We start from the raw sequence: 21716 nt of genomic DNA, 5'->3' as shown, positions 1-21716 counted from the left end.
TTTATGATTCAAATTTTAAATTCTCAATAGTTTCTTTTACAAAATTCGAATATGATTTCGAAAAATATTCCTCATTATACCAATTTCTCATTGCAGGAATTATCTGTTTCAAATAAATAAATTGCCTTTTTTCAATATAATCCTTAGAAAGTTTCGTAGCCGTTTCATAATCCCCCAACTGTTCTGCTATAAAAATCTCGCCAGCCCTTACAAAATGCTCATACAAAGTTATTTTCCAGCTTGAATAAGCTTGTTCAGACATTTTTTCTTTAATAGGCTCAAAAAGATGCTTTTTATCATCAATTAAAGAGTCTTCTATTTTATCGATTACAGGATTAACAAAAGAATGTCCAAATTCGTGGACTGAAATATTCCTTAGTTCTGATGAATTTGAATACCCAAGCTTTAGGTTGTTTAAATCATTTATTTCCAAGGGTAAAGTTAATGACCCAAAAACATACCCTATTCTATCGCTCTTTGTAATTGCAAATCCTTGACTGAAAGGCATTGTTAAACTTGCATTTAAAAAGTAACCATTCGCTTTCTTGGCATATAAATGCTCCATTTCTGTAATAAAATCTTCTTCTGGCAAATTGTTATTTACCTCTTGTATCATCTTGTCATAAAATGGCTGATACTCCTCTAAAAAAACATCAAAATTAATTTCCTTATAAAATCCCCTTAAAGCCGTGAAAAATCTCCTTTCTTCTTCAATTGATTCAAAAACATCTTGAAAATCTAGGCTTTCTTGTCGGAAACTAGAATTTGGAAGTTCAGGAAGGTTAAGAACATATTTGGTATAATCCAGATACCAACGCTTTTGAAAAAATTCATCTAAAACCTTTAAACTTTCAGATGTTTGAAAGTTTTTGAATTTTTCTGCAATTTTTAAATTCAATCCATAAAGTTCTTTGACTTTCACTTTTCTTCCCTCATAGTCAAATGTACTTTCATTCTCTTTTAAATTTTGATACATATTTGATAGAAAAAATGCCAGACTTAGCAATTCAAAATTAGAATTGTACAGTACTTGAATTTTTGGTCTTTTGTATGTAGGATACTCTAATTTAAATTCACCTTTTGCAGCTTCACCTGTTATTTTTACATACAAAGGAGTGTTTAAATCTGTTTTTAAATGAATGGTTTTATTAGGGTAAAACTTAAAGTTATCTCTGTTAACTTCTAAAGATATGTTTCCGCTGGTAGTATTTGTAAAATAACTTAAATATGCAATTTGACTCGAATCTTCTTTTATTTTAATATTTTCTTTTCCATTAAACTCTTCAAATGTAGCATACAAAGTGTTATCGTTCTGCTCACTTTGCCAATTCCTTGTGGTACTGCAAGAAGTCATAATCAGAATAAGCAAAAAATATTTTAGCTGAATTTTCATATAAATTGCATTTAATGTTCAATTAAATGGGTTCCTAAGAAACTTAGAACTGGTTTATACCCAAACGCGCGGTTATTACTCATCTTCAAAACTAAAGAAACCTATCGCTTATTTCATCATAGAATAGCGAATTTAATAACATTTTTATTAAGAATATTTTACTTCCAGCCAAAATTATCTATCCACATTTCTATGTTGTTTTTGCCAGGGTAGTAGTTTAGGTCTAGGCGGAGTTCATACACTTCGGGCAATACATGTCGGTCGCCTTTTACTTGTTGGAGATGTAAACTATCTATCGGAATACTTACTTTTTGCCAGCTTCCTTTTTTGTAATCTAGGTAAAAAGTGGTGTCCTGTAAAATATCATTCCAATGCTCGGAAGTTAGGTATAGCCAACTCCCATCAAAATCATCACTGTCCGGAGTGATGTAATAGGAGAAATACAATGTTTTTACTTTGGTAAAGTCCACCGGCTTCCCCGTAACTTTATCCATTATGGGCAAAAAGGCGATGTATTTATTGGTATCGTTCCCTTTTACACGTATAGCGCGGCTAGGGTTTCCCGCAACGTTTTTTGCCAATGCTTGGTAAGACGACTCGTAACTGCGGTAAGCAATATGTTTTTTAAGCGTAGCTTCATCATCAAAATTTATTTCGTAAGGAATGTTATTTTCCAACTCTACTCTTTCCGCTAGACGGGGAACAAAATTACCTTCGGGTTTTTGCTGGGTAAGTTTCAGGCTGTGAATGTAAATCGAAGAACTATCCGCTTGGTGAGCGTTATATGGATTTAACGATAAAAGCTGCGTTTGAGGCAATGGATTTTCATCACCACTCCAATTTTGGAACTCAGCAGCAATGTCTTTCATATCTACCGTCATTTCTATCCATTGGTTTTCATTTTGGTAAAAGTTATTGAATACTTCCTGTCCACCACCAAAATTACCTTTAGCATCTTTAAAATTGAATTTCAATGCACTTATCCAACTGTTTTTGGGTACATACATTTTTACCGTTAAGTAACTTGATTGACTAAAATCTATGGTATGGCCGAAAAGTTTTTCGAAATCGATAAAAGCATCCGAAAACTCTGCTTTTGTTTTCACTTCCAATGCTGGAAGTTCACCGACGGTTTTAAAAGCTACAGCGCAATCACTTCCGTAAAGAATAGAATCCTGTAGCAGCTTTTGGACGGTTTCTTCATCAGAAAAATTAATTGTGAAAGAAGCTTGATTTTTACTGTAATATGAAGTTTCACCCTTTTTACAGGCGGTAAGAGTTATTATCAAAATGAATGCTATAAAAGCTTTGGAATTGGCAAACATCGGCATAGGTTTGACTGGTTTTAAGCCATCTAAGATACTGATTAATTATAAGTTGTAAACGAACTTACAGCTTTGTTTCAGATGCTATATTTTCATTTTATTCATAAATAATAAACTAAAAAAATGCCTTCCCTTTGTTAAGAGAAGGCATTTTTCTATCTAACGCCTTTAAATTCTATTTCAGTTATTTATTGGCAAAAGATAATCACCTAAAACGGATTGTTATTGCTCAATCCACTCACCGTTTTCATTAGCATATAAATGCCCGGCTTGTTCACCCATTTTCACTTCAATCTTGTAAGTTCCTTCTTCATTCACATACGCTTTTGTAAGCTCTGCGTCAGGATAATCTGCCTGAAGCGCTTCTTGAATTGCTTGTGGAACTTCTGCTACAGCTATTTCTTTATAATCGTCTTGTGCGATTGTAATTTTTGTGTCGTTACCAAGGGTTGTTGGAACGGCTGCAAATGCTGTCATACTTCCTAATGCCATTGCGGCTACTAAAACTAACTTTTTCATGATTCTTGTTTTTAAAATTTGACTTTAAATTCATTTATATTGAAGGTAATGTGGTGCAATCTATTGCTCAATCCACTCACCGTTTTCGTTTGCGTACAGATGTCCCGTAGTTGTCTCCGTGGTTACCTCTATCTTATAGGTCCCCTCTTCATTTACATATGCTTTTGTAAGCTCCGCTCCCGGAAAATCCGCTTCTAATGCTTCTATAATGGCTGCTGGTACTTCTGCTACAGCTATTTCTTTATAATCGTCTTGTGCGATTGTAATTCTTGTATCGTTACCTTCTGTTGATGGAACGGTTGCAAATGCTGTCATACTTCCCAATGCCATTGCGGCTACTAAAACTATCTTTTTCATAATATTTAATTTTTATTGTTGTGATTATTACTTTGTTTCTTGCTTAGTATAGTGCTATTATCGTACCAAGGGAATCTCAATGACTCCCAACAGCATTAATTAACTGAAAAACAATTGATTATGATTTACGCCTATAAATGCACACTGTGGAATTATTGTGTAATTGGGAAAAATACTGTGTAAGGAATATACAGTATTTGAATTCGGGATTGAAGAATTGAATGATTAAAAGATTCACGGATTACAGTTTTTGAAGATGCTGGAAGCTAGAGTTCCAAGTCATTTCGATGCCGACCGTAGGAAGGCAGAGAAATCACACACCGAAGGGAAGCAGCCGAAAGAGATATCTCCCGCTGGTCGATATGACATTTCAGTTTGAAGAATTCTAGCTCTAAACTTTCGAAGAAAGAACAAAGAAAAAACTTTGGACCTTTGAACCTCAACGACTCAACACCTAAAAATCCGTCAACATCTTTAATTGCGAATTAGAAAGTGATTTTTTGTAAAGTACTAATCGATATTTTAACACGGTAGGAGTAGTCTTAGACAACGCAACTGGATTTTTACCGGGATACACTGCATTTTGCATGCTATTTTCCTTGCGGAGTATCCATTCATCAATTGGTTTTGGATTGTCGGTACTTGCGATAATTATCAGTCCTGACGTATCTTTTCCTTGAAAAGAAGCTTCCATGTTTATATAGTTGCCCGCTTTTACCGCCTCGGTTTTTGGCGTTACACGGTTTCCTTCAGAAGTAAAAACAATATCTTCAGGTAATAAAATTCGTGTGGAGAAACCGCCGTAGCCTTTTATATCGTTTGAACCACCTATTTTTACATTGTCAACCAAGGGTTGCAAGGTGATTTCAAAATCGATTACACGGTAATTTGTTGTTGAAGGATGTACACTAATCGTAGCTTTTTCTTGAACAAAAGGCTGATTTCCCTCTTGAAAATGAGGAGACAACCAATTTACATCTGTAGACAAACTCAGCGAACCGTCACTATTTTCTTCGGAAGCAAGTTTTGTTACCTCCCAATTGAAATCTTCACACAACCAGGCATCGCCCATTCCTTTTCCGTCCACCAAAACCTGATGCCACGTCCAGAACACACCTCGGTGATGTGGATGGTCTTCAGGAAAATCTTCTGTAAGCACATTCCCATCCAAATCATACAACGGATGTAAATAGTTTGCTCTTGGATACTTCCCGTCAAGGGATTTTGTTTCTTTCTGATAAAAAAAAACTTTCTGGTCTCCTTCAGAAACCAGTAATCCCTGATCTGTTTTTTCCACATTAAAATTTTGCGCGGAAGATAGATTTACTCCGAATAAGATTACTGATAGTAATAGGAATGAACGTGCTTTCATATCTTATGTTATTTTTGTTCTTACTTACTTCACCATAAATACTGCATTGACGAAAAAGAGTTTTCCATTTTCCCAAAACCCTCTAAAAATAGGGTTGTCTACCATATAAACTACTTTACCTCTTCCGAAGTCTTCTGTACCGAAAATCATGCTATTGGATTGTAGTTTTTGTGCATTCGCTCCCGCGAAACCAGCAATTGGCGTTTGCTCTTCTTCCATATAAACAGCATTCTCACTGTCTAAAAAACCGTAGCCATCGCCACTTAATTTTAAAGTGAAATAGGTGTCATTGTAACCATAAGCAAGCGGATTGGTAACATCTACTTTGGTTTTGTAAATGGCACCTGTTATTAAATTGCTGATGTATTCCCGCGAACTCAACGCATAGCTCTTTGGCATGTTTAGAGAGTCTTTTGCTTTTTCCTCAAGCTTTTTTGCCTCAACTCCAAAAGCTTTGTCTTTATCTAAAACGCTTACGGCATTTCCAATGGCAATTAGTTTTCCGCCGTTGCGCACCCAACTTTTAATGGTTTCCATGCGGGCATCGCTTATAGTGTAAAGCTGTGGTAGAATTAAAACGTCATATTCGGCTAAATCGATTCTATCAAAGTATTCGTCATCTAGCACGGTGATTGGGTATTGTAATTGCTGCTCGAAAAAGTGCCAAACTTCCCCAAAATTCAGTGTAGAAACACTTCCGCCAGATAATGCGGCCACTTTTACAGGAGCTATCATCTCCACAGAGCTCGAACCGAAATCCTTTCCTGAATCTACAAAACCGGTAGCAACCGATGTTATTTGCTGACCATTCTCCTTAGCAGCTTTCTCCAGTATGTTCACAAACTCTTTTTTATTCGTGTTATCACTTTTGGTAATAATCAAACTTCCGTGATCAAAGGATTTTCCGTTGAGTTCAAAAGGTTCATGCGAGTAGCGGACTTTAATATTTTCTTTTAGCAATTCCGTTAAAAATCGGGCGTCGTCCATACCGTTCCAGTCCGTCACAAAGGCATATCCATTGGTATTTAACGTCGTGCTTTCATTTGGTAAAGTTTTTTCAGAAGTATTGATTAAACTTTTTGAAGCCACCGCATCCAAACCGTAGGCGTATGGAAGCGACCAAGCAGTAATATCGTAGGTAAGAGAATCGCTCAATTTGGTTTCTGGCTCAAACAACACCGTTACCAATGTCGATTTTGGTTGATTAGTACTTACCACTAATTTGTAATTGTCTCCATCTAAACTCCCAGATTTTTTGTCTGTATAGCTCAAACCCTTTACACCAGACTTCGTGTAACCATATTGTATGTTGTGCACGTCTAAAAGTTTGGCAAGCGATTTCATTTTCTCTTCGTCACCCGACATGGCATAACTTTTATAGGTGAAATCTTTATTTCCGTAAAACTTTTTAAACTGTTCGTTGAGTTTCTCCACATTTTTGGCAGCCATTTCTACAGTTGAAATTCCAGTAGTGTAATGGTGCGCAATTCTATCTTTTAACGTTAACGTATCGCCATTGCTTACTTTTACGCCCAAACCGGCACGGCCACTTCCACCCTGCTCGTATGTCATTCCAATAGCGCCATTATAGGTTGGATACGTGTCTCCATAACTTGGGTACAGCAAATCAAAACGTTCTTTGGTGAAATAAAACCATCCATTCTCATCAAAATAAGTAGCGTGGTTTTTACCGATTTCCTTTTGAAATTCCTTTTGCCAATCGGTAATCAACTCGTGCATAGGCTCTGCTGCCGGTGGAAAATAATATGGATCATCCATTCCCTGCTCGTGAAAATCCACATGGATATGCGGTAGCCATTGGTTGTAAACCTTTAACCGCTGCTGACTTTCCTTTTGCGTAGCCCAAGCCCAATCCCTGTTTAAATCGAACATATAATGATTGGGCCTACCAGCCAACCAAGGCTCATGGTGTTCCTTTGAGTTTTTATCTACTGTGTACGGCGAATTTTTAAATCCGTTATAAAAATTCACGTAACGGTCGCGTCCGTCCGGGTTTAAACAAGGGTCGACAATTACCAAAGTATTTTCTAACAGCTCCTTTTTGGAAGTCACCAAATCATAAATGGTCATTAAAGAAGCCTCCGTGCTTACGCTTTCATTACCGTGAACATTATAGCTAAGCCAAACCACGGCAGTTTCCGAAGCTCCTTCTCCGCTAATCGCTGCCATGTGATTATCTTGAATCGATTTTAAATTATTTATATTTTCTGAAGTAGAAACATACGCCAACAACAACTCCCTGCCTTCATTGGTAGTTCCATACGATTCCAATTTTATCATTCCCGGCAAAGTGGCGGCCAAATATTTGTAATAATCTACCACCTGATGATGCCTAGAAAAGTTTGAACCCAGCTCGTACCCCAAAAATTCCGATGGGGACTTTACGTTTTGGGCAAATGAAAAAAGGGTCAGGAAAAGAGACAGCAATAAGAATCGTAACTTCATTGTTTGGAATTAAAATTTATTTTCAAAGCTACTAATATACCAGTTGTTTTTGTAAAATTTCTATAAAAAATCCCTGCAAGCGCATTTGTAGTCGGTTTTTAGCATTTTTTGGCAGTTGAGACCTACAAGGTTTTAAAAACCTTGCAGGACTGGACGGCTACATTTAACAATTCCCAATATACTATTCACTATTCATGTGGGCGCTCCCCAAAAAATCATAATTTTTGGGGCGGGCTTTCCGCTGTATCTATTTTGCCTTATTTTTACATTTTAAAGTGATTGTCAAAAAAAACAAGCGTAAAGATTTTCTTTATGTCCGACCTAACCGAAGGGCAAAATAGGATGCCGCTGCAATCCCTAGCGCAAAAGGGAAATACATTTTTCAAGACAGTGACGGTTGCTAATTTTAAAGAAAAGAATGCGTCCCAATGAGTATTTGTTTTGTTCTTTGCGCATTGTAAAGTTTGTTTTGGCCTGTCTATAAAAATATTGAAAATCAAGGAAGCAGTATGGACAAATGATAAAAATCTGTTTGAGACCGACCGTAGGGAGGGTGAGTTATTTTTATCAGTGGCTGGGGGTTCCGTAGTATTTTCTTATATTTTTATGGCAAGCCTAGATTTTTTTGGTTCGTTTTTTCATCAATGGAAAAAATGAACACATTTGTTTTTTCAGAAATAAAAAAATATGCCAACACAATATATATCATTTAAAGAAACAGGATATTTCTCTAATCTTATTTGCGACTACCTTGCGCAAGACCCAAAACTAACTCCTTTTTACAATCGCTATCCTACCCTAGAAAATTTTAAGCTTCAACTGGAAGAAAAAAAGAAGTCCTTTCCGAAGAAAAACCGTGATGTATTGGTAAAATCTTTGCAGGAACAGTACAATACCTTAAAACCTTCCGCAAAAACAGTACAACACATAAATAGCTTGACCGAAGAAAATACATTTACAGTTGTTACGGGACATCAATTGAATTTATTTACGGGTCCGCTTTACTTTCTGTATAAAATTGTTTCCACTATCAATTTGGCAAAAAAGCTTCAGGAACAGTATCCCGAAAATACTTTCGTACCTGTGTATTGGATGGCTACAGAGGATCACGATTTTGATGAAATTAACTTTTTTAATTTCCGTGGTAAAAAATTTCAATGGCAAGGCCCTAATTCCGAAGGAAGCGGAGGCGCTGTAGGTGAACTTCCAACCAATGGATTAGAAAATGTTTTTGAGTTGTTCAAAAAAGAATTGGGAATAGGTGAGAACGCAGAGACATTAAAAAAGTGGTTTCAGGACGCTTACCTAAACCACGATAACCTTACCAATGCGACTCGCTTCTTGGCCGATAAATTGTTTGGGGAAAACGGACTCGTAATTATAGATGGAGCCGACAAAAACTTAAAGCAATTGTTTGTTCCTTTTATGGAAAAGGAGCTGTTTGAGCAAGAATCCCAAAAAGCCGTTAGCGAAACCATTGAAAAACTAAATCATGCGGATGCTTCGTATAAAATTCAGGTAAATCCGAGGGATATCAATTTGTTTTACCTGAAAAAAGGCCTTCGTGAACGCATTGTAGAAGTTGATGGACGTTACCAAGTTTTTGAAACCGATATTTCTTGGAGCAAAGAAGAACTGAAGAAACACCTGGAAGAATACCCAGAACGGTTTTCTCCAAATGTAATGACACGACCGCTGTATCAAGAAGTAATACTTCCAAATCTATGTTACATTGGCGGCGGAGGTGAATTAGCATATTGGTTGGAATTAAAAGAATTCTTTAAGCAAAATTCCATCCCATTCCCCATGCTGCTGTTGCGTAATTCTGCATTAGTTGCTACCGAAAAGCAAGCCAAAAAACTAGAAAAACTCAACATTTCTTTTCAGCAATTATTTTTAAAACGCGCATCTTTTATCAATAAGAAAGTTCGCGAAATAAGTGATATTGATATTAATTTCAATAAACAAAAAGAACATTTGGTAAAGCAATTTGAAGAAATGTACCGTTTAGCAGAACTTACCGATAAATCGTTTTTAGGAGCCGTAAAAGCACAGGAAGTGAAACAATTAAAAGGCTTGGAACACTTAGAAAAACGTTTGTTGAAAGCGCAAAAGAAAAAGTTGTCCGACCAAGTTTCTAGAATGACCGATTTACAAAATGAACTTTTCCCCAACGAATCTTTACAAGAACGAACGGATAATTTTGCCAATCTTTACGATGAATTCGGAGACAAGCTCATAAAAACCCTGTTAAGTGAATTAGACCCTTTGAAACAAGAATTTGTAGTGATAACGATGTGAAATGTAGCATGAAACCAAACGCTTCCTATTTAAAAAGCTTCTCCAATTCTAAAGTAAATTCCCCAATCGCTTTTACCTACGGCGGCGTCTAGACCTATGTTAAATTTCGCTTTTTTAAACGCTTGATATCGGTATCCCACGCCAGCGCCGGGAAAAACACCCCAGTTATTCGCCTCTGTATCCGATCCATAAATTGTGGCTAGGCCCGCAAAACCGACCAAGCCCATTTTATTACCAAAATTATAGCGGTATTCGCCCTGCAGCGCCATGAGTCCGTCGCCCCGAAACTCCCCTTGGGAATACCCGCGAATATCCTTTCCTCCTACGGTCACCTGTTGCTGAAATGCAATATCTCCCAATCCAAATTGTCCCGAAAATCGCATGGCCAAGACATCTTTTCCATTTTTCATAGGGATATATTTATTGTATTCGGTTAAAATTTTATTTGCGGTAGAATCGTTGGCAAACCATTCGGGAAAAGAAATGAACCGGAGCTTTGCTTTTTCACCGCTCATCGGGTAGTAAACATCACTTCGGGAATCGTAAAGTGCATTTAATTCAATGGCGTTTGTTTCTACTATAGATGGCGGCTGTACATCATCTTCGTAAACCGTGTCGTAATACGCATAAGTATAGGTTAAACCGCCATATAAATTTTCTAAAACTCTTCTCTGCACACCCAAACTTACCACGGTAGCTTTTGTTCCATAATCGTAAAAACCGGGCGTAACATCTTCACTTTCCATAAAAAATTGGGAATTGTAATCGCCAGTTAGCATAAAAAACTTAGCACGCCATCGGTCTTCAGCAAAGAAAAAGCGATTAAAAAAAGCTATAAAATAGGAGCTATTGGTGGTATAAACAGCTGATAACCCCGAGATGGATTTTGGAGAAATGGTGTCGGTTTTATTTAATCGGTACATCGCCATAGGAATCGCTCCAAACATAAACTCCAAGTTTCTGTTATAACTCAAAAATGGCATTACGGTTAAATCTACCCGTTTTTCTTTTTTGTCGTTCTCATCAATCGAATCGTTTTTTTGCGTTTGGGATAGAAGAAACTGAGAAAATAGAAGAAAAGAAACGATTAATACATATTTTTGCATGTGTTCATTTTTTGTTTCAGAAAGAATCCTCTTAAATATACAACTAAAAAATAACACCAAAACGTTTAATCAACTCAAAAACAACGCTATGAAATGCCCGTTAACCAATTGTAAACCCACCGAAATTATTAGTAGGGCATTCCATTTGACCAATAAAAACAAATAAATATAAACAGATGAAACTCGTTTTTGCTACCCATAACCTTAATAAATTAGCGGAAGTAAAAGCCATGCTTCCCGACTCCATAGAATTATTGAGTTTGGATGATATTGGCTGCACCGAAGAAATTGAAGAAAACGGGAAAACCATTGAAGAAAATGCTGCCATTAAAGCGAATTACGTTTTTGAAAAATATAACTACAATTGCTTTGCGGATGACACCGGGTTAGAGGTTGAAAGTTTGGATGGTGCACCGGGTGTGCATTCTGCCCGATATGCAGGCGAACAAAAAAACGATAGTGATAATATTGATAAATTGCTGAAGGAACTTAAAGATTCCGATAAGCGATCAGCTCGGTTTAAAACGGTTATTTCTTTGCGCACCGATAGGGAACGAATTATCTTCAATGGAATTGTTAACGGAGTTATCACAGAAAAAAGAAAGGGAAAGAACGGGTTTGGTTACGACCCCGTTTTTCAACCGGAAGGCATGCAACTTACTTTTGCCGAGTTATCTTCCGAAGAAAAAAACAAAATGAGCCACCGAGCTAGAGCCATGGAACAACTCATCGATTATCTGAATACGTAAAACCTACCATAATTACATGAAAATATTTTTCAAGCCTATTGAAGAAAAAGATTTATTCCTAGTTAAAGAAATTTACGATTGGTACATAGAAAATTCAACAGCAACCTTTCACACCGAACCAATTACCTTAGAAGAACTAAAAGAACTTTTATATTTTAATCATCATCGCTATCACTCGTTTCTAATTTACGCCGACGACGAGTTAGCTGGATATTGCTTTACCACGCATTTTAAAAAGCGACAGGCTTACAACATGACTGCGGAAGTGACCATCTACCTTAAGAACGGGTTTGAAAGTCGCGGCATTGGAAAGAGGTCACTGGATTTTATAGAGGAAAAAGCCAAAGCCAACGGTATAAAAAATTTATTGGGGATTATCACTGGTGATAATGTTGGTAGCATTGCCCTTTTTAGCAAATGTGGCTATTTTGAATGCGCCCGCTTTAAAAACGCCGGCGAAAAATTTGGGAAGATTCTGGATGTTGTAGGCTATCAAAAGGAGATTTAGGATTTCTTTGATTTAGAGATTGAAAGATTTAATGATTAAAAAATTTTAAGATTCGATAATGTTTGAGCTTTGAGGTCTCTAGTCATTTCGATGCCGACCAAAAGAAGGCAGAGAAATCACATTATAAATAGGATAGCTGAATCCAATATTTCCTGCTGGTCGATATGACGTTCCGCATTATAAACTACCTTTCCCTCGACCTCCACAACGTTTCCCTCATCATGATGAGCCTCCCCACGACCTGTAAAGCCTTTCCCTCGGCTAAAGTGACGTTTCCCTCGGGCACTTATACCTTCCCCTCAACCCAATGACCCTCCCCTCGCCGCGGGAATGGCTATTTCTCGTGTAGGAATCATATAGTTTTAGGATTTAAAGATTTAGTCTGTTTCGGTTTAAAGTTTAAGTTGGGGCGAAAAAGCCTATTGCTTAAAGCTTAGTGCCTACTAAAAACGAGCATCAAACAATGAGCAACAAGAAAACTTTGTCACTTTGAACCTTTGAACCTTTGCGACTTATCGACTTAACAACTCTACAATTAAACCATCGACTCATTTACGAATTACGGTTTTAGATTTACGATTTTTAAAGGAAAGTTGAAGAAGGAAGCTGGAGGCTGGAGACGGGAAAAGTTAGATTTCTCTGATTTCGAAAAACGAAAAAACTTTGTGCCTTAAACTTTGAACTTTTAAAATTTTAAATCCAACCAACTCACAGCAACGGTGCCCAGAGTCTGCAAAAAGATTCTTTTAAACGTTGTGAAAGTCCGCGTTCCGCCCATCTTTCTGGATCCACTTGCTCGCTATCCTGAAGGTCTTCAATAAAAATTTCCAACATTTGTTTGGTCACATTTTCATCATAAATAAGTGCATTTATTTCAAAATTGATAAGGAAACTACGGTAATCCATGTTCGAAGTGCCAATAGTGGTGAAAACATCATCAACAATCATTGTTTTCGCATGGATATTCCCCTTGTTGTATAAATACACCTTCACTCCTGCCCGTAAAAGCCGGTCTAAATAAGAATGGGTTGCATAATTGGCCGCCCATGAGTCACAGGTTTTTGGAATAATTAATCGTACGTCCACTCCACTTTTAGAAGCTGTGGACATGGCCAGCGCCATTTCATCATTTGGTATGAAATAAGGAGTCGTAATATAAACATAACGGTCTGCTTCATTAATGGCGGTAAACATTGCCTCCATTATGTTGGCCCATTCTGTGTCGGGACCACTTGCCGCGATTTGTATTGGAGTTTTATCTTCTATTTCGGTATCGGGAAACCAACTTTCCTCTACCTGAATGTCTTCATCCGAAACGAAATCCCAATCTAAAGAGAAATGAAATTGGAGCATTCCCACGGCCTGCCCTTCAATTCTGGCATGAGTATCTCGCCAAAAACGCCGCCCTTCCTTATTTATATATTCATCTGCAATATTTATACCCCCAATATACCCTATTCTACCGTCTACAACCACTATTTTTCGATGGTTTCTATAATTGGCTTTACTGGCAAATTTGGGAAAATAAACCGGCATAAATGGGTAAATCTCTACGCCGCTGGATTTTAAACTATCGATGGTTTTATTGGATAATTCGCTGGCTACAGAGTCATAATTTACTTTAACCGATACACCTTCTTCCGACTTTCTCTTTAGGATTTCAATAAGCTCCATTCCTATTTCCCCATCCTCGATAATATAATATTCCAAATGAATCGTGGATTGAGCATTCTTTAAATCCTCAAAAAGCCTTTTGAATTTTTCTTCTCCGTTAATAAGAATATCAACTTTATTATTAACCGTTACGGGAGATTGGTTATCGCTGTCTATCAGCTTTATAATTTTGGTGTTCCCATTTAAAACTTCTTTCCCAATGTTATAGGCCTCCTTTTTGTTTAAAACCAACTGCTGTGCCCAGTCTTTTATATTCTTCTGATTAAGGACATTCTTCTTTTTAAAAATTTTAAATTTCCTGTAATCTTGTCCGAAGAAAAAGTAAACCACTAATCCGATAAACGGGAAAACCAACAGCGCCATGATGTAGGAAAGCGTTTTGGTTGGATTTATATTTTTTAATAAAATGGTTACTGCGGCAGCTAGTGCTAAAAGATAATTTACCACGAGCAAGGTTTGCCATAGATTGTCTTTAAAGAAACTCCACATTATTGAAGCGGTGGATAATATCCCTTTTTAGGGATTTCTATGTAATACTGTTTTTTGGATGCATTATTGAGATGTGTTTCCCGCAACCACGGATTGTGGATTTTTAATGTTTTGTAAGTTATACCGTTTTCTTTTGCAAACTTTGGAAAGTCAGAAATTACCGTGTCTACAGGCAATTCATTAACAGGGATATGTGTATATAAATCTTCTTCATCAAAATTAAAACCGTACTCATTTGGGTGCGATAAAATCTCTTTGATGGCTAAAATTCTAAACACGTAACGCCCTGTCTCTTCACCTAAAAGCACATTGTAATAACCTTCAATCTCTTGACGCTCTAACTGTTTCGCCATACCATACTGACCGGCATTGTAAGCCGCCGCAGCCATTGTCCAAGTACCAAAGCGTTCTTTTGCTTTTTTAAGGTACTTGCAAGCCACTTCGGTGGACTTTTTAATATGGTAGCGTTCATCAACGTTATCGTTAACTTCCAAGCCGTATTCCCTAGCGGTGCCTTTCATTAATTGCCAAAATCCAGTAGCACCGGCAGGAGAAACTGCCTGTGTTAATCCACTTTCAATTACAGCAATGTATTTTAAATCGTCTGGTACGCCATGAGCCTTTAGAATAGGTTCAATAATAGGAAAGTATTTGTTCGCCCTTTTTATCAATAATAATCCGTTGGACTGCCAATAAGTATTTACCAAAAGTTCCCTGTCCAGTCTTTCTTTTACATCTGGGTCTTCTACAGGCACGCGTTCTCCTGCAAAATTGATTCCATCTGGTATTTTCAGCGCATACACGTTATAGTCTTGCACCAAGCTTAAACTATCTTTATTTTTTTCTTTTACAGAATTCTGTACCGTAACTGGATTAGTGGACTGTACCGCATTTATAAAAATTGCTGAAATACTTACCACTCCCAATAAAATTAATACTGTTTTAATTCGATTCATCTTGCCCCAATAAATTTTTTATAAATATACAAATTAGATTTTTCAGTTTTCCAAGATTATCCTTGGCAGGTTTTCATTAAACCATTTATATCTGTTGATAATCATAATGTGTGTTCCGCCCTCAATTGTAATACAATTTTTAATATATACTGAAGGAAAAACTGCATCTTTATCCCCATGAATATGGATTACATTATTGTTTGGTGTTACTTGACGCCAATTAACTATGTTATCTACCGCCCAATCGATATAATATTTGTCCCTAACAGATAAATATTTCTCATACAAGTGCAATCGTTTTGAAAGCGATACCCCAAAAGCATATTTTGCAAGCAATTCGATATTATTTATCATACCCGTTGGCAATAATTTATGCGCTTTGGTATATTTTGCAAAAACCATACGACGCGGTAATTCTTTGTTACATTTAACGCTGGAAATAATAATTATTTTCTTTACGGAAATAAATTTTGCCATTTCCTGAACCAAAATCCCTCCAAAGGAAACGCCTATCAAAACAGGATTTTCATGAGCAATATCTGCAGCCATTCGCTTAGCATACGACTCTATGCTCTCATTTTTATTGGGAATTTTCCATTCCAAATAATGAAGCTCAAAACTATCTTCTGGTAATTTTATTCTCTCAAATATAAGGGAGTTCGCTGCCATCCCCGGCATAAAGTATATATGTGTAATTTGAGTAGCCATATATATTAACAATTGAAAAATAGATGATTAGCTATTTTTTCGTACCTTTGCATGGCTAAAGGTATGTAATTCTTCATCAATATTTATAGCGACCAAAACTAATTTTTACCAAAATTTAACGCATTTCTATGTAGCCATTGAAATACGTATGGAAATTGACATTTTTGGCATTTAAAATGAATTTTAAACCTTGAAATAATGAATGAAGTAGTAATTAATGACAATGAGTTTTTGCGCCAATACGAAGCAAAAATTGATGGTAAGCTAGCGAAAATTGAATACGCTTCTCAGGAACGCAAAGTTTTTTTAACAAAGCTGGTTATCCCAGAAGAAGTAACCGACCCTGACTTCAAGGATGAATTCATCACTACCGTTTTGAAGCATATTGAAGGCAAAAATTTAAGCGTAGTCCCTACAAGCCCCCAAATAGCCGGTTTTCTAAGAAAACACAAAGAATTTAAAGATTTATTACCTGTAGGGATAAGGATTTAAAAAGTTGTATTGAGCTTGTTGAGGAACAAATGCTTTGACCTGCCTGAAATACCATGGCAGGCAGGCAAGCTCAGTATTACAATCGAATACTTCATTCTTTAGTCAATAAAATGGACTCCCCATTATTTTAAACAGTCACCGCGCTTTCCTTCTCAACAAATTCAATACGAACCATCCCATCATCATCGATTTTTGTCAATTCAACCGGATGTAATGTATTTACCAATTCAGGATTCCATGGTGCTTTTACTTTTACGTAGTTTTCGGTAAATCCGTGAATATATCCTTCCTTATTTTCTCCTTCAAATAAAACAGTTCTAACAGAGTTAATCTGACTTTCGTAAAAAGCTCTTCGCTTTTTAGCGGATAACCCTCGAAGCATTTTACTTCTCTTAGCACGTACTTTATTCGGAACAACACCTTCCATTTCAGCTGCCAATGTATTATCCCTCTCGGAATACGTAAAAACGTGTAGGTAAGAGATGTCCAATTCATTTAAAAAATTATAGGTCTCCAAAAAGTGCTCGTCGGTTTCACCAGGAAACCCAACAATTACATCTACGCCAATGCAAGCATGAGGCATCACTTCTTTTATTTGACTTACCCTATCTACATACAACTCCCTTTTGTACCTTCTGCGCATTAACCCCAAAATATGGTTACTTCCACTTTGTAAAGGAATATGAAAATGTGGCACAAAAGTCCTGCTTTTCGACACAAAATCAATCGTTTCGTTTTTAAGTAAATTAGGTTCTATGGAAGAGATTCTCAGCCTTTCGATTCCTTCAACTTCATCCAACGCTGTGACCAATTCATAAAAAGTATGTTCGTGTTTTTTATTACCGAATTCCCCTTTTCCGTAGTCACCGATATTTACCCCTGTAAGAACAATCTCTTTTATTCCTTGTTCTGAAATTTCCTTGGCATTTTTCAATACATTTTCCAACGTATCACTCCTCGAAATCCCTCTAGCAAGCGGAATGGTACAATAGGTACATTTATAATCGCACCCATCCTGAACTTTCAAAAAAGCGCGGGTTCTATCGCCAATGGAATAACTCCCAACGTAGAAATCGGCATCTTCAATTTCGCAGCTATGCACTTCGCCGAAATCGTTTTTGGAAAGGTCGTTTATATAATCGGTAATTTTGAATTTTTCGGTTGCTCCCAGTACCAAATCAACGCCATTAACATCAGCAAGTTCTTCAGGTTTCAACTGGGCGTAACATCCAATAGCAGCCACAAAAGCATTTGGATTCACTTTTTGGGCCTGCTTTACTACCGATTTGAAGCGTTTATCAGCATTTTCGGTAACCGAACAAGTATTAATTACATAAATGTCTGCTTTCTCCGAAAATTCCACACGGTCAAAACCCTCTTCCGTAAAATTTCGGGCGATAGTAGAAGTTTCAGAAAAATTAAGCTTACAACCTAAGGTATAAAATGCGACCTTCTTTTTTTCCATTTCGGCTCTTTTTTAAGACGGAAACCGTCTTTATTCATGCTTTTCAAAAAAGCGTACAAATATACCAACTTCTTTGGAGGTAATAAAACATTCTATTGAATTGATTATCAAAAGATTTGAGGTTTCAGAAAGAACTCAAAAACTCAGGAGAGATTAAATTAAGTTGTCTAATCTTTTCGCCAACGCTTGGTACTTTCAAAAACAGCATCCAAAATGGCTTCTTCTTCCGAAGTAAATTCACATTTTCTGCGTTCCATCATGGCTTTTGCTGTTTGGTAGGCCTTCTTAGGATGGTATGTGGTGAATCCACCTGTGCCGCCCCAGCTAAAACTGGGAATAAAATTTTTCTGATATCCGCTTCCAAAAATATTAGCACTCACCCCAACAACCGTTCCTGTATTGAACATGGTATTGATTCCACACTTGCTATGGTCTCCCATCATGAGTCCGCAAAATTGCAATCCTGTTTTTGCAAAATTCTCGGTTTCGTAATTCCACAACCTAACGGGAGAATAATCATTTTTAAGATTAGAGGTATTGGTATCTGCTCCAATATTACACCATTCCCCTAGCACGGAATTCCCTAAAAACCCTTCGTGTCCCTTATTTGAGTTTTGGAACAACACTGAATTGTTGATTTCACCTCCAACTTTACAAGCAGGACCAACGGTAGTTGCTCCATAAATTTTTGCTCCCATTTTAACGATAGCATTATCACACAGGGCAAAACCTCCACGAATCACGGTTCCTTCCATCACCAAAGTATCCTTTCCCAAATAAATAGGTCCGTTACTGGCATTCAGTGTACAAAATTCTATAGACACACCTTCCTCTAGAAAAATATTTTCAGGAGCGATTACATTGTTGCTTGAAGGAATAGGCTTACTTTTTCTTCCATCGGTCAACAAATTGAAGTCGGCTTCCAAAGCCTCTGCATTCTTGGAAAAAATATCCCAAGTATTTTGCAATTGCAAACATTCACCTGTGTATTCAATAGCTTCGTAACTTTCCAAATCCACTTCTTCCTGCGCTTCCGAAGTAAAAAAAGCAATCACCTCTTCACCACAAAAGATGGCTTGTCCTTGTTCCAAACCTTTAACCAACGCTACCAATTCTTCATTTGGAAAAAAAGCGGCATTAATCAAAATGTTTTCCTCCAACTCAACCATTGGGTACTTTTCCGACAAGTATTCTTCTGTAATTGTGGTAGTAGTATATCCTAAATATTTCTCCCATTTCTCACGGATTGTCAAAATTCCCATACGGATATCGGCAACTGGACGCGTGTAGGTGAATGGAAGCAGGGCATTTCTAACCGGCCCATCAAAAAGGATGTAATTCATGATTTGAAATTTTGGATAAAGATAATGAAATTAGACCTGAAAAGCTTTAAAAACTAGTAGTGCTTAGTGTCATTTTCGGCTAATGGAATTAGGAAACGAAATTTCCGAAAAATCCAAAGAGACCTCGACCCTGGTGGTCGGGGTTAGCGTTCGTGCCCGCCGTCGGCAGAAAGGTGCCATTATCACATTTTATTGAGCCTTCTTATTGAATTAGGAAACGAAATTCCCAAAAAAACCCAAGGAGACCCCGACGCTGACGGTCGGGGTTAATTCCACCATCAAATTCTATTGCGCCTTCGGCTTATTGAATTTGGGTGTCAGACTCACGAAAAAGCCAATGAGACCCCGACGCTGACGGTCGGGGTTAATTCCACCATCAAATTCTATTGCGCCTTCGGCTTATTGAATTTGGGTGTCATTAACAAAAAAACCCCTGATGGTATCAGAGGTTCTTAAAAATATGTTGGTGCTATTATTTTTTGAACTTAGCGTATTTGTTCTTGAACTTATCGATACGTCCTGCAGTATCCACAAGTTTAGATTTACCAGTGTAATAAGGATGCGATGTTCTAGAAATCTCCAATTTAATTACAGGATATTCCACACCATCAACCTCTAACGTCTCTTTCGTTTCTGCTGTAGACTTTGTAATGAATACATCTTCATTAGACATATCTTTAAAAGCTACCAATCTATAATTTTCTGGATGTATACCTTTTTTCATCGCTCTATATTTTAAACTTCAGAATTTTTTCGAGGTGCAAATTTATACATTTATTTTGGATAACCAACACTTTACCCCTAAAAAAATACGATTATTTTATTTTTCGGTTTCTTGTAACAAAGATAAGGGAAAAGCTACTAATTTTGTTAAAATATAATTTCAAATTTATGGAAAGTAATTCTAAAAAAATAATAAAAGAATTCGTTTTACCATCAGCTATTCTTGCTGGTACCGCCAGAGTTGTCATCGATACAGTTCCAAAAATACTATCCCCTAACCCCATAATTTATTATTCCACTTTTTTAATTTGTTTCATACTTGAAATAATTTTAATTACAATTTTTATAAAAAAATGGAAAAAGAAAAATGATGGATACCTCAACATAAAAGAAGCTTTATTAATCGGAATCACTATGATGGTTGTGATTGGGATAATTTATAGTATTTCATCATTTATTTATGACACTTACGTCGATCCAGACTTCCAAGTAACAATGCTATTAGAATGGGGAGAAATGTTTGGAAGCCGGGAAGCAATTGAGCAGCAGCTAAATGACACCCCTTCTAAAGGCAAAAGTTTCTTTGGAATATTCTCTACAATACTTTGGTTTGCTTTCCTAGGCTTTATCATATCCATGATTACAGGTAGTTTTCTTAAAAAATCCAATAATGAATACTAATTCCTATCTTTGAATTTATTTTAGGATAGAATTTCACCAATGGATATATCAGTAGTTATACCACTACTCAACGAACAAGAGTCTTTACAGGAATTACACGATTGGATTGTGCAAGTGATGCAATCCAATCGTTTTTCTTATGAAATAATTTTTATAGATGATGGGAGTACCGATAATTCTTGGGAAACCATTATGCAATTGGCCTCCACAAGCACACATGTAAAAGGCATTCGTTTTTTGAAGAATTTCGGAAAATCACAAGCCCTGCACGCCGGATTTGAAATGGCAAAAGGTGATGTGGTTATTACTATGGACGCCGATCTTCAAGACAATCCCGAAGAAATCCCTGCACTTTATCATCAATTAAAAGAGCATCATTTGGACTTGGTTTCCGGCTGGAAAAAAGTGCGTTACGATTCGGTTATTTCTAAAAACCTTCCTTCAAAATTGTTTAATTGGGCGGCGAGAAAAACATCCGGAGTTAAATTAAACGATTTCAATTGCGGACTAAAAGCCTACAGAAATCAGGTAATTAAAACCATTGATGTCCATGGCGAAATGCACCGTTACATCCCTGTTTTGGCGAAAAATGCTGGTTTTAATCGCATTGAGGAAAAAGTGGTGAAACACCAAGCCCGAAAATATGGTACTACAAAATTTGGCATGGAACGTTTTATAAACGGCTTTTTAGACCTTATTACCATTTGGTTTATTTCAAAATTTGGCAAACAACCTATGCATTTATTTGGAGCGCTGGGTGTTCTAATGTTTATCATCGGGTTCTGTTTCGCTATATATTTGGGCATCGATAAGCTTTTTTTCTCGCCTTATGGCCGATTAATTACCCAACGGCCACAATTCTACATTTCCCTTACCGCTATGGTAATTGGTACGCAATTATTTATTGCTGGCTTTTTGGGAGAACTTATCCTTAGATCTAAAAAACAGGAAAAACGATATAAAATCCTAGAAACTGTTCAGCCAAAAATTTCTACGGAAACTATAGAAATTTCAAAACCCGAATAAATTTTCATCTTAAGCATGGGATTAATTCCCATTTCTTGAGTAACTTTAAGAAAAACAACTATT

Annotated in this window: 20 protein-coding genes; 7 read left to right on the top strand and 13 right to left on the bottom strand. The window is 36.8% G+C overall.

What is annotated here, in order from left to right:
• Nucleotide 1: 1 nt before the first annotated feature.
• The 4 genes from NDQ75_RS12575 to NDQ75_RS12560 all read right to left on the bottom strand — a co-directional run bounded on the left by NDQ75_RS12575 (nucleotide 2) and on the right by NDQ75_RS12560 (nucleotide 3594).
• Nucleotides 2–1393, bottom strand: coding sequence for a DUF4932 domain-containing protein (locus tag NDQ75_RS12575; protein ID WP_202029504.1), 1392 nt, complete (start codon nucleotides 1391–1393; stop codon nucleotides 2–4).
• A 158-nt stretch (nucleotides 1394–1551) separates the two neighbouring features.
• Nucleotides 1552–2724 carry a hypothetical protein gene (locus NDQ75_RS12570; protein ID WP_202029505.1) on the bottom strand — a complete coding sequence of 391 codons (1173 nt, stop codon included), beginning with the start codon at nucleotides 2722–2724 and terminating at the stop codon, nucleotides 1552–1554.
• Nucleotides 2725–2940: 216 nt separating this feature from the next.
• A complete protein-coding gene (locus tag NDQ75_RS12565) occupies nucleotides 2941–3237 on the bottom strand; it encodes a hypothetical protein (RefSeq protein WP_202029506.1) in 297 nt (98 codons plus the stop codon).
• Nucleotides 3238–3297: 60 nt separating this feature from the next.
• Nucleotides 3298–3594: a hypothetical protein gene (locus NDQ75_RS12560; RefSeq protein ID WP_202029507.1), complete on the bottom strand. Its 297-nt coding sequence runs from the start codon at nucleotides 3592–3594 to the stop codon at nucleotides 3298–3300.
• Nucleotides 3595–3850: 256 nt separating this feature from the next.
• Here NDQ75_RS12560 and NDQ75_RS15930 point away from each other — a divergent pair, with 256 nt between their 5' ends.
• Nucleotides 3851–3973 carry a hypothetical protein gene (locus NDQ75_RS15930; protein ID WP_262895561.1) on the top strand — a complete coding sequence of 41 codons (123 nt, stop codon included), beginning with the start codon at nucleotides 3851–3853 and terminating at the stop codon, nucleotides 3971–3973.
• A 75-nt stretch (nucleotides 3974–4048) separates the two neighbouring features.
• Here NDQ75_RS15930 and NDQ75_RS12555 read toward each other — a convergent pair whose 3' ends face one another.
• Together NDQ75_RS12555 and NDQ75_RS12550 are read right to left on the bottom strand one after the other, a co-directional pair.
• Nucleotides 4049–4966: a DUF6807 family protein gene (locus NDQ75_RS12555; protein ID WP_202029508.1), complete on the bottom strand. Its 918-nt coding sequence runs from the start codon at nucleotides 4964–4966 to the stop codon at nucleotides 4049–4051.
• A 24-nt stretch (nucleotides 4967–4990) separates the two neighbouring features.
• Nucleotides 4991–7432, bottom strand: coding sequence for a M14 family metallopeptidase (locus NDQ75_RS12550; RefSeq protein WP_202029509.1), 2442 nt, complete (start codon nucleotides 7430–7432; stop codon nucleotides 4991–4993).
• Between the two features lie 687 nt (nucleotides 7433–8119).
• On the opposite strand from NDQ75_RS12550, the gene bshC reads away from it, so the two are divergent.
• The gene (gene bshC / locus NDQ75_RS12545; RefSeq protein ID WP_202029510.1) at nucleotides 8120–9733 is read left to right on the top strand and encodes a bacillithiol biosynthesis cysteine-adding enzyme BshC; all 1614 of its coding nucleotides are present in this window, start codon (nucleotides 8120–8122) and stop codon (nucleotides 9731–9733) included.
• A 29-nt stretch (nucleotides 9734–9762) separates the two neighbouring features.
• Here the strand turns inward: bshC and NDQ75_RS12540 are convergent, their stop codons facing one another.
• The gene (locus NDQ75_RS12540; protein ID WP_202029511.1) at nucleotides 9763–10839 is read right to left on the bottom strand and encodes a BamA/TamA family outer membrane protein; all 1077 of its coding nucleotides are present in this window, start codon (nucleotides 10837–10839) and stop codon (nucleotides 9763–9765) included.
• A gap of 176 nt (nucleotides 10840–11015) precedes the next feature.
• Between NDQ75_RS12540 and NDQ75_RS12535 the strand changes: the two genes are divergently transcribed.
• Nucleotides 11016–11588, top strand: a complete 573-nt coding sequence (locus NDQ75_RS12535; RefSeq protein WP_202029512.1) for a non-canonical purine NTP diphosphatase — start codon at nucleotides 11016–11018, stop codon at nucleotides 11586–11588.
• A gap of 16 nt (nucleotides 11589–11604) precedes the next feature.
• Complete coding sequence (locus NDQ75_RS12530; RefSeq protein WP_202029513.1) at nucleotides 11605–12096, top strand: GNAT family N-acetyltransferase; 492 nt, start codon at nucleotides 11605–11607, stop codon at nucleotides 12094–12096.
• A 708-nt stretch (nucleotides 12097–12804) separates the two neighbouring features.
• On the opposite strand, the gene cls is transcribed toward NDQ75_RS12530, so the two are convergent.
• From cls to NDQ75_RS12515, 3 genes are read right to left on the bottom strand one after another with little or no spacing between them, the layout of a single operon-like run.
• Nucleotides 12805–14259, bottom strand: a complete 1455-nt coding sequence (gene cls / locus NDQ75_RS12525; RefSeq protein WP_202029514.1) for a cardiolipin synthase — start codon at nucleotides 14257–14259, stop codon at nucleotides 12805–12807.
• The gene (locus tag NDQ75_RS12520) at nucleotides 14259–15215 is read right to left on the bottom strand and encodes a lytic transglycosylase domain-containing protein (RefSeq protein ID WP_202029515.1); all 957 of its coding nucleotides are present in this window, start codon (nucleotides 15213–15215) and stop codon (nucleotides 14259–14261) included. The genes cls and NDQ75_RS12520 overlap by 1 nt, the downstream gene beginning before the upstream one ends.
• 42 nt (nucleotides 15216–15257) lie before the next feature.
• Entirely contained in the window at nucleotides 15258–15923 is a 666-nt protein-coding gene (locus NDQ75_RS12515; protein WP_202029516.1) for a lipase family protein, read from the bottom strand.
• Between the two features lie 198 nt (nucleotides 15924–16121).
• Between NDQ75_RS12515 and NDQ75_RS12510 the strand changes: the two genes are divergently transcribed.
• Complete coding sequence (locus tag NDQ75_RS12510) at nucleotides 16122–16415, top strand: GNAT family N-acetyltransferase (protein ID WP_202029517.1); 294 nt, start codon at nucleotides 16122–16124, stop codon at nucleotides 16413–16415.
• Between the two features lie 127 nt (nucleotides 16416–16542).
• Here NDQ75_RS12510 and mtaB read toward each other — a convergent pair whose 3' ends face one another.
• From mtaB to NDQ75_RS12495, 3 genes are all read right to left on the bottom strand, one after another.
• A complete protein-coding gene (gene mtaB, locus NDQ75_RS12505; RefSeq protein WP_202029518.1) occupies nucleotides 16543–17880 on the bottom strand; it encodes a tRNA (N(6)-L-threonylcarbamoyladenosine(37)-C(2))-methylthiotransferase MtaB in 1338 nt (445 codons plus the stop codon).
• A 167-nt stretch (nucleotides 17881–18047) separates the two neighbouring features.
• Nucleotides 18048–19223, bottom strand: a complete 1176-nt coding sequence (locus NDQ75_RS12500) for a GlmU family protein (RefSeq protein ID WP_202029519.1) — start codon at nucleotides 19221–19223, stop codon at nucleotides 18048–18050.
• A 472-nt stretch (nucleotides 19224–19695) separates the two neighbouring features.
• Nucleotides 19696–19947 (bottom strand): type B 50S ribosomal protein L31, encoded by a 252-nt coding sequence (locus tag NDQ75_RS12495; protein WP_202029529.1) that lies wholly within the window; start codon nucleotides 19945–19947, stop codon nucleotides 19696–19698.
• A 167-nt stretch (nucleotides 19948–20114) separates the two neighbouring features.
• On the opposite strand from NDQ75_RS12495, the gene NDQ75_RS12490 reads away from it, so the two are divergent.
• Both NDQ75_RS12490 and NDQ75_RS12485 read left to right on the top strand, forming a co-directional pair.
• On the top strand, nucleotides 20115–20627 hold the full coding sequence (locus tag NDQ75_RS12490) for a DUF4199 domain-containing protein (RefSeq protein ID WP_202029530.1): 513 nt from the start codon (nucleotides 20115–20117) through the stop codon (nucleotides 20625–20627).
• Between the two features lie 39 nt (nucleotides 20628–20666).
• A complete protein-coding gene (locus NDQ75_RS12485) occupies nucleotides 20667–21653 on the top strand; it encodes a glycosyltransferase family 2 protein (RefSeq protein WP_202029531.1) in 987 nt (328 codons plus the stop codon).
• Nucleotides 21654–21716 lie beyond the last annotated feature (63 nt).

It is taken from the genome of Galbibacter mesophilus (assembly GCF_023721415.1).
Taxonomy (GTDB): Bacteria; Bacteroidota; Bacteroidia; order Flavobacteriales; family Flavobacteriaceae; genus Galbibacter; species Galbibacter mesophilus.
This window is presented reverse-complemented; position numbering and strand designations above follow the sequence as displayed.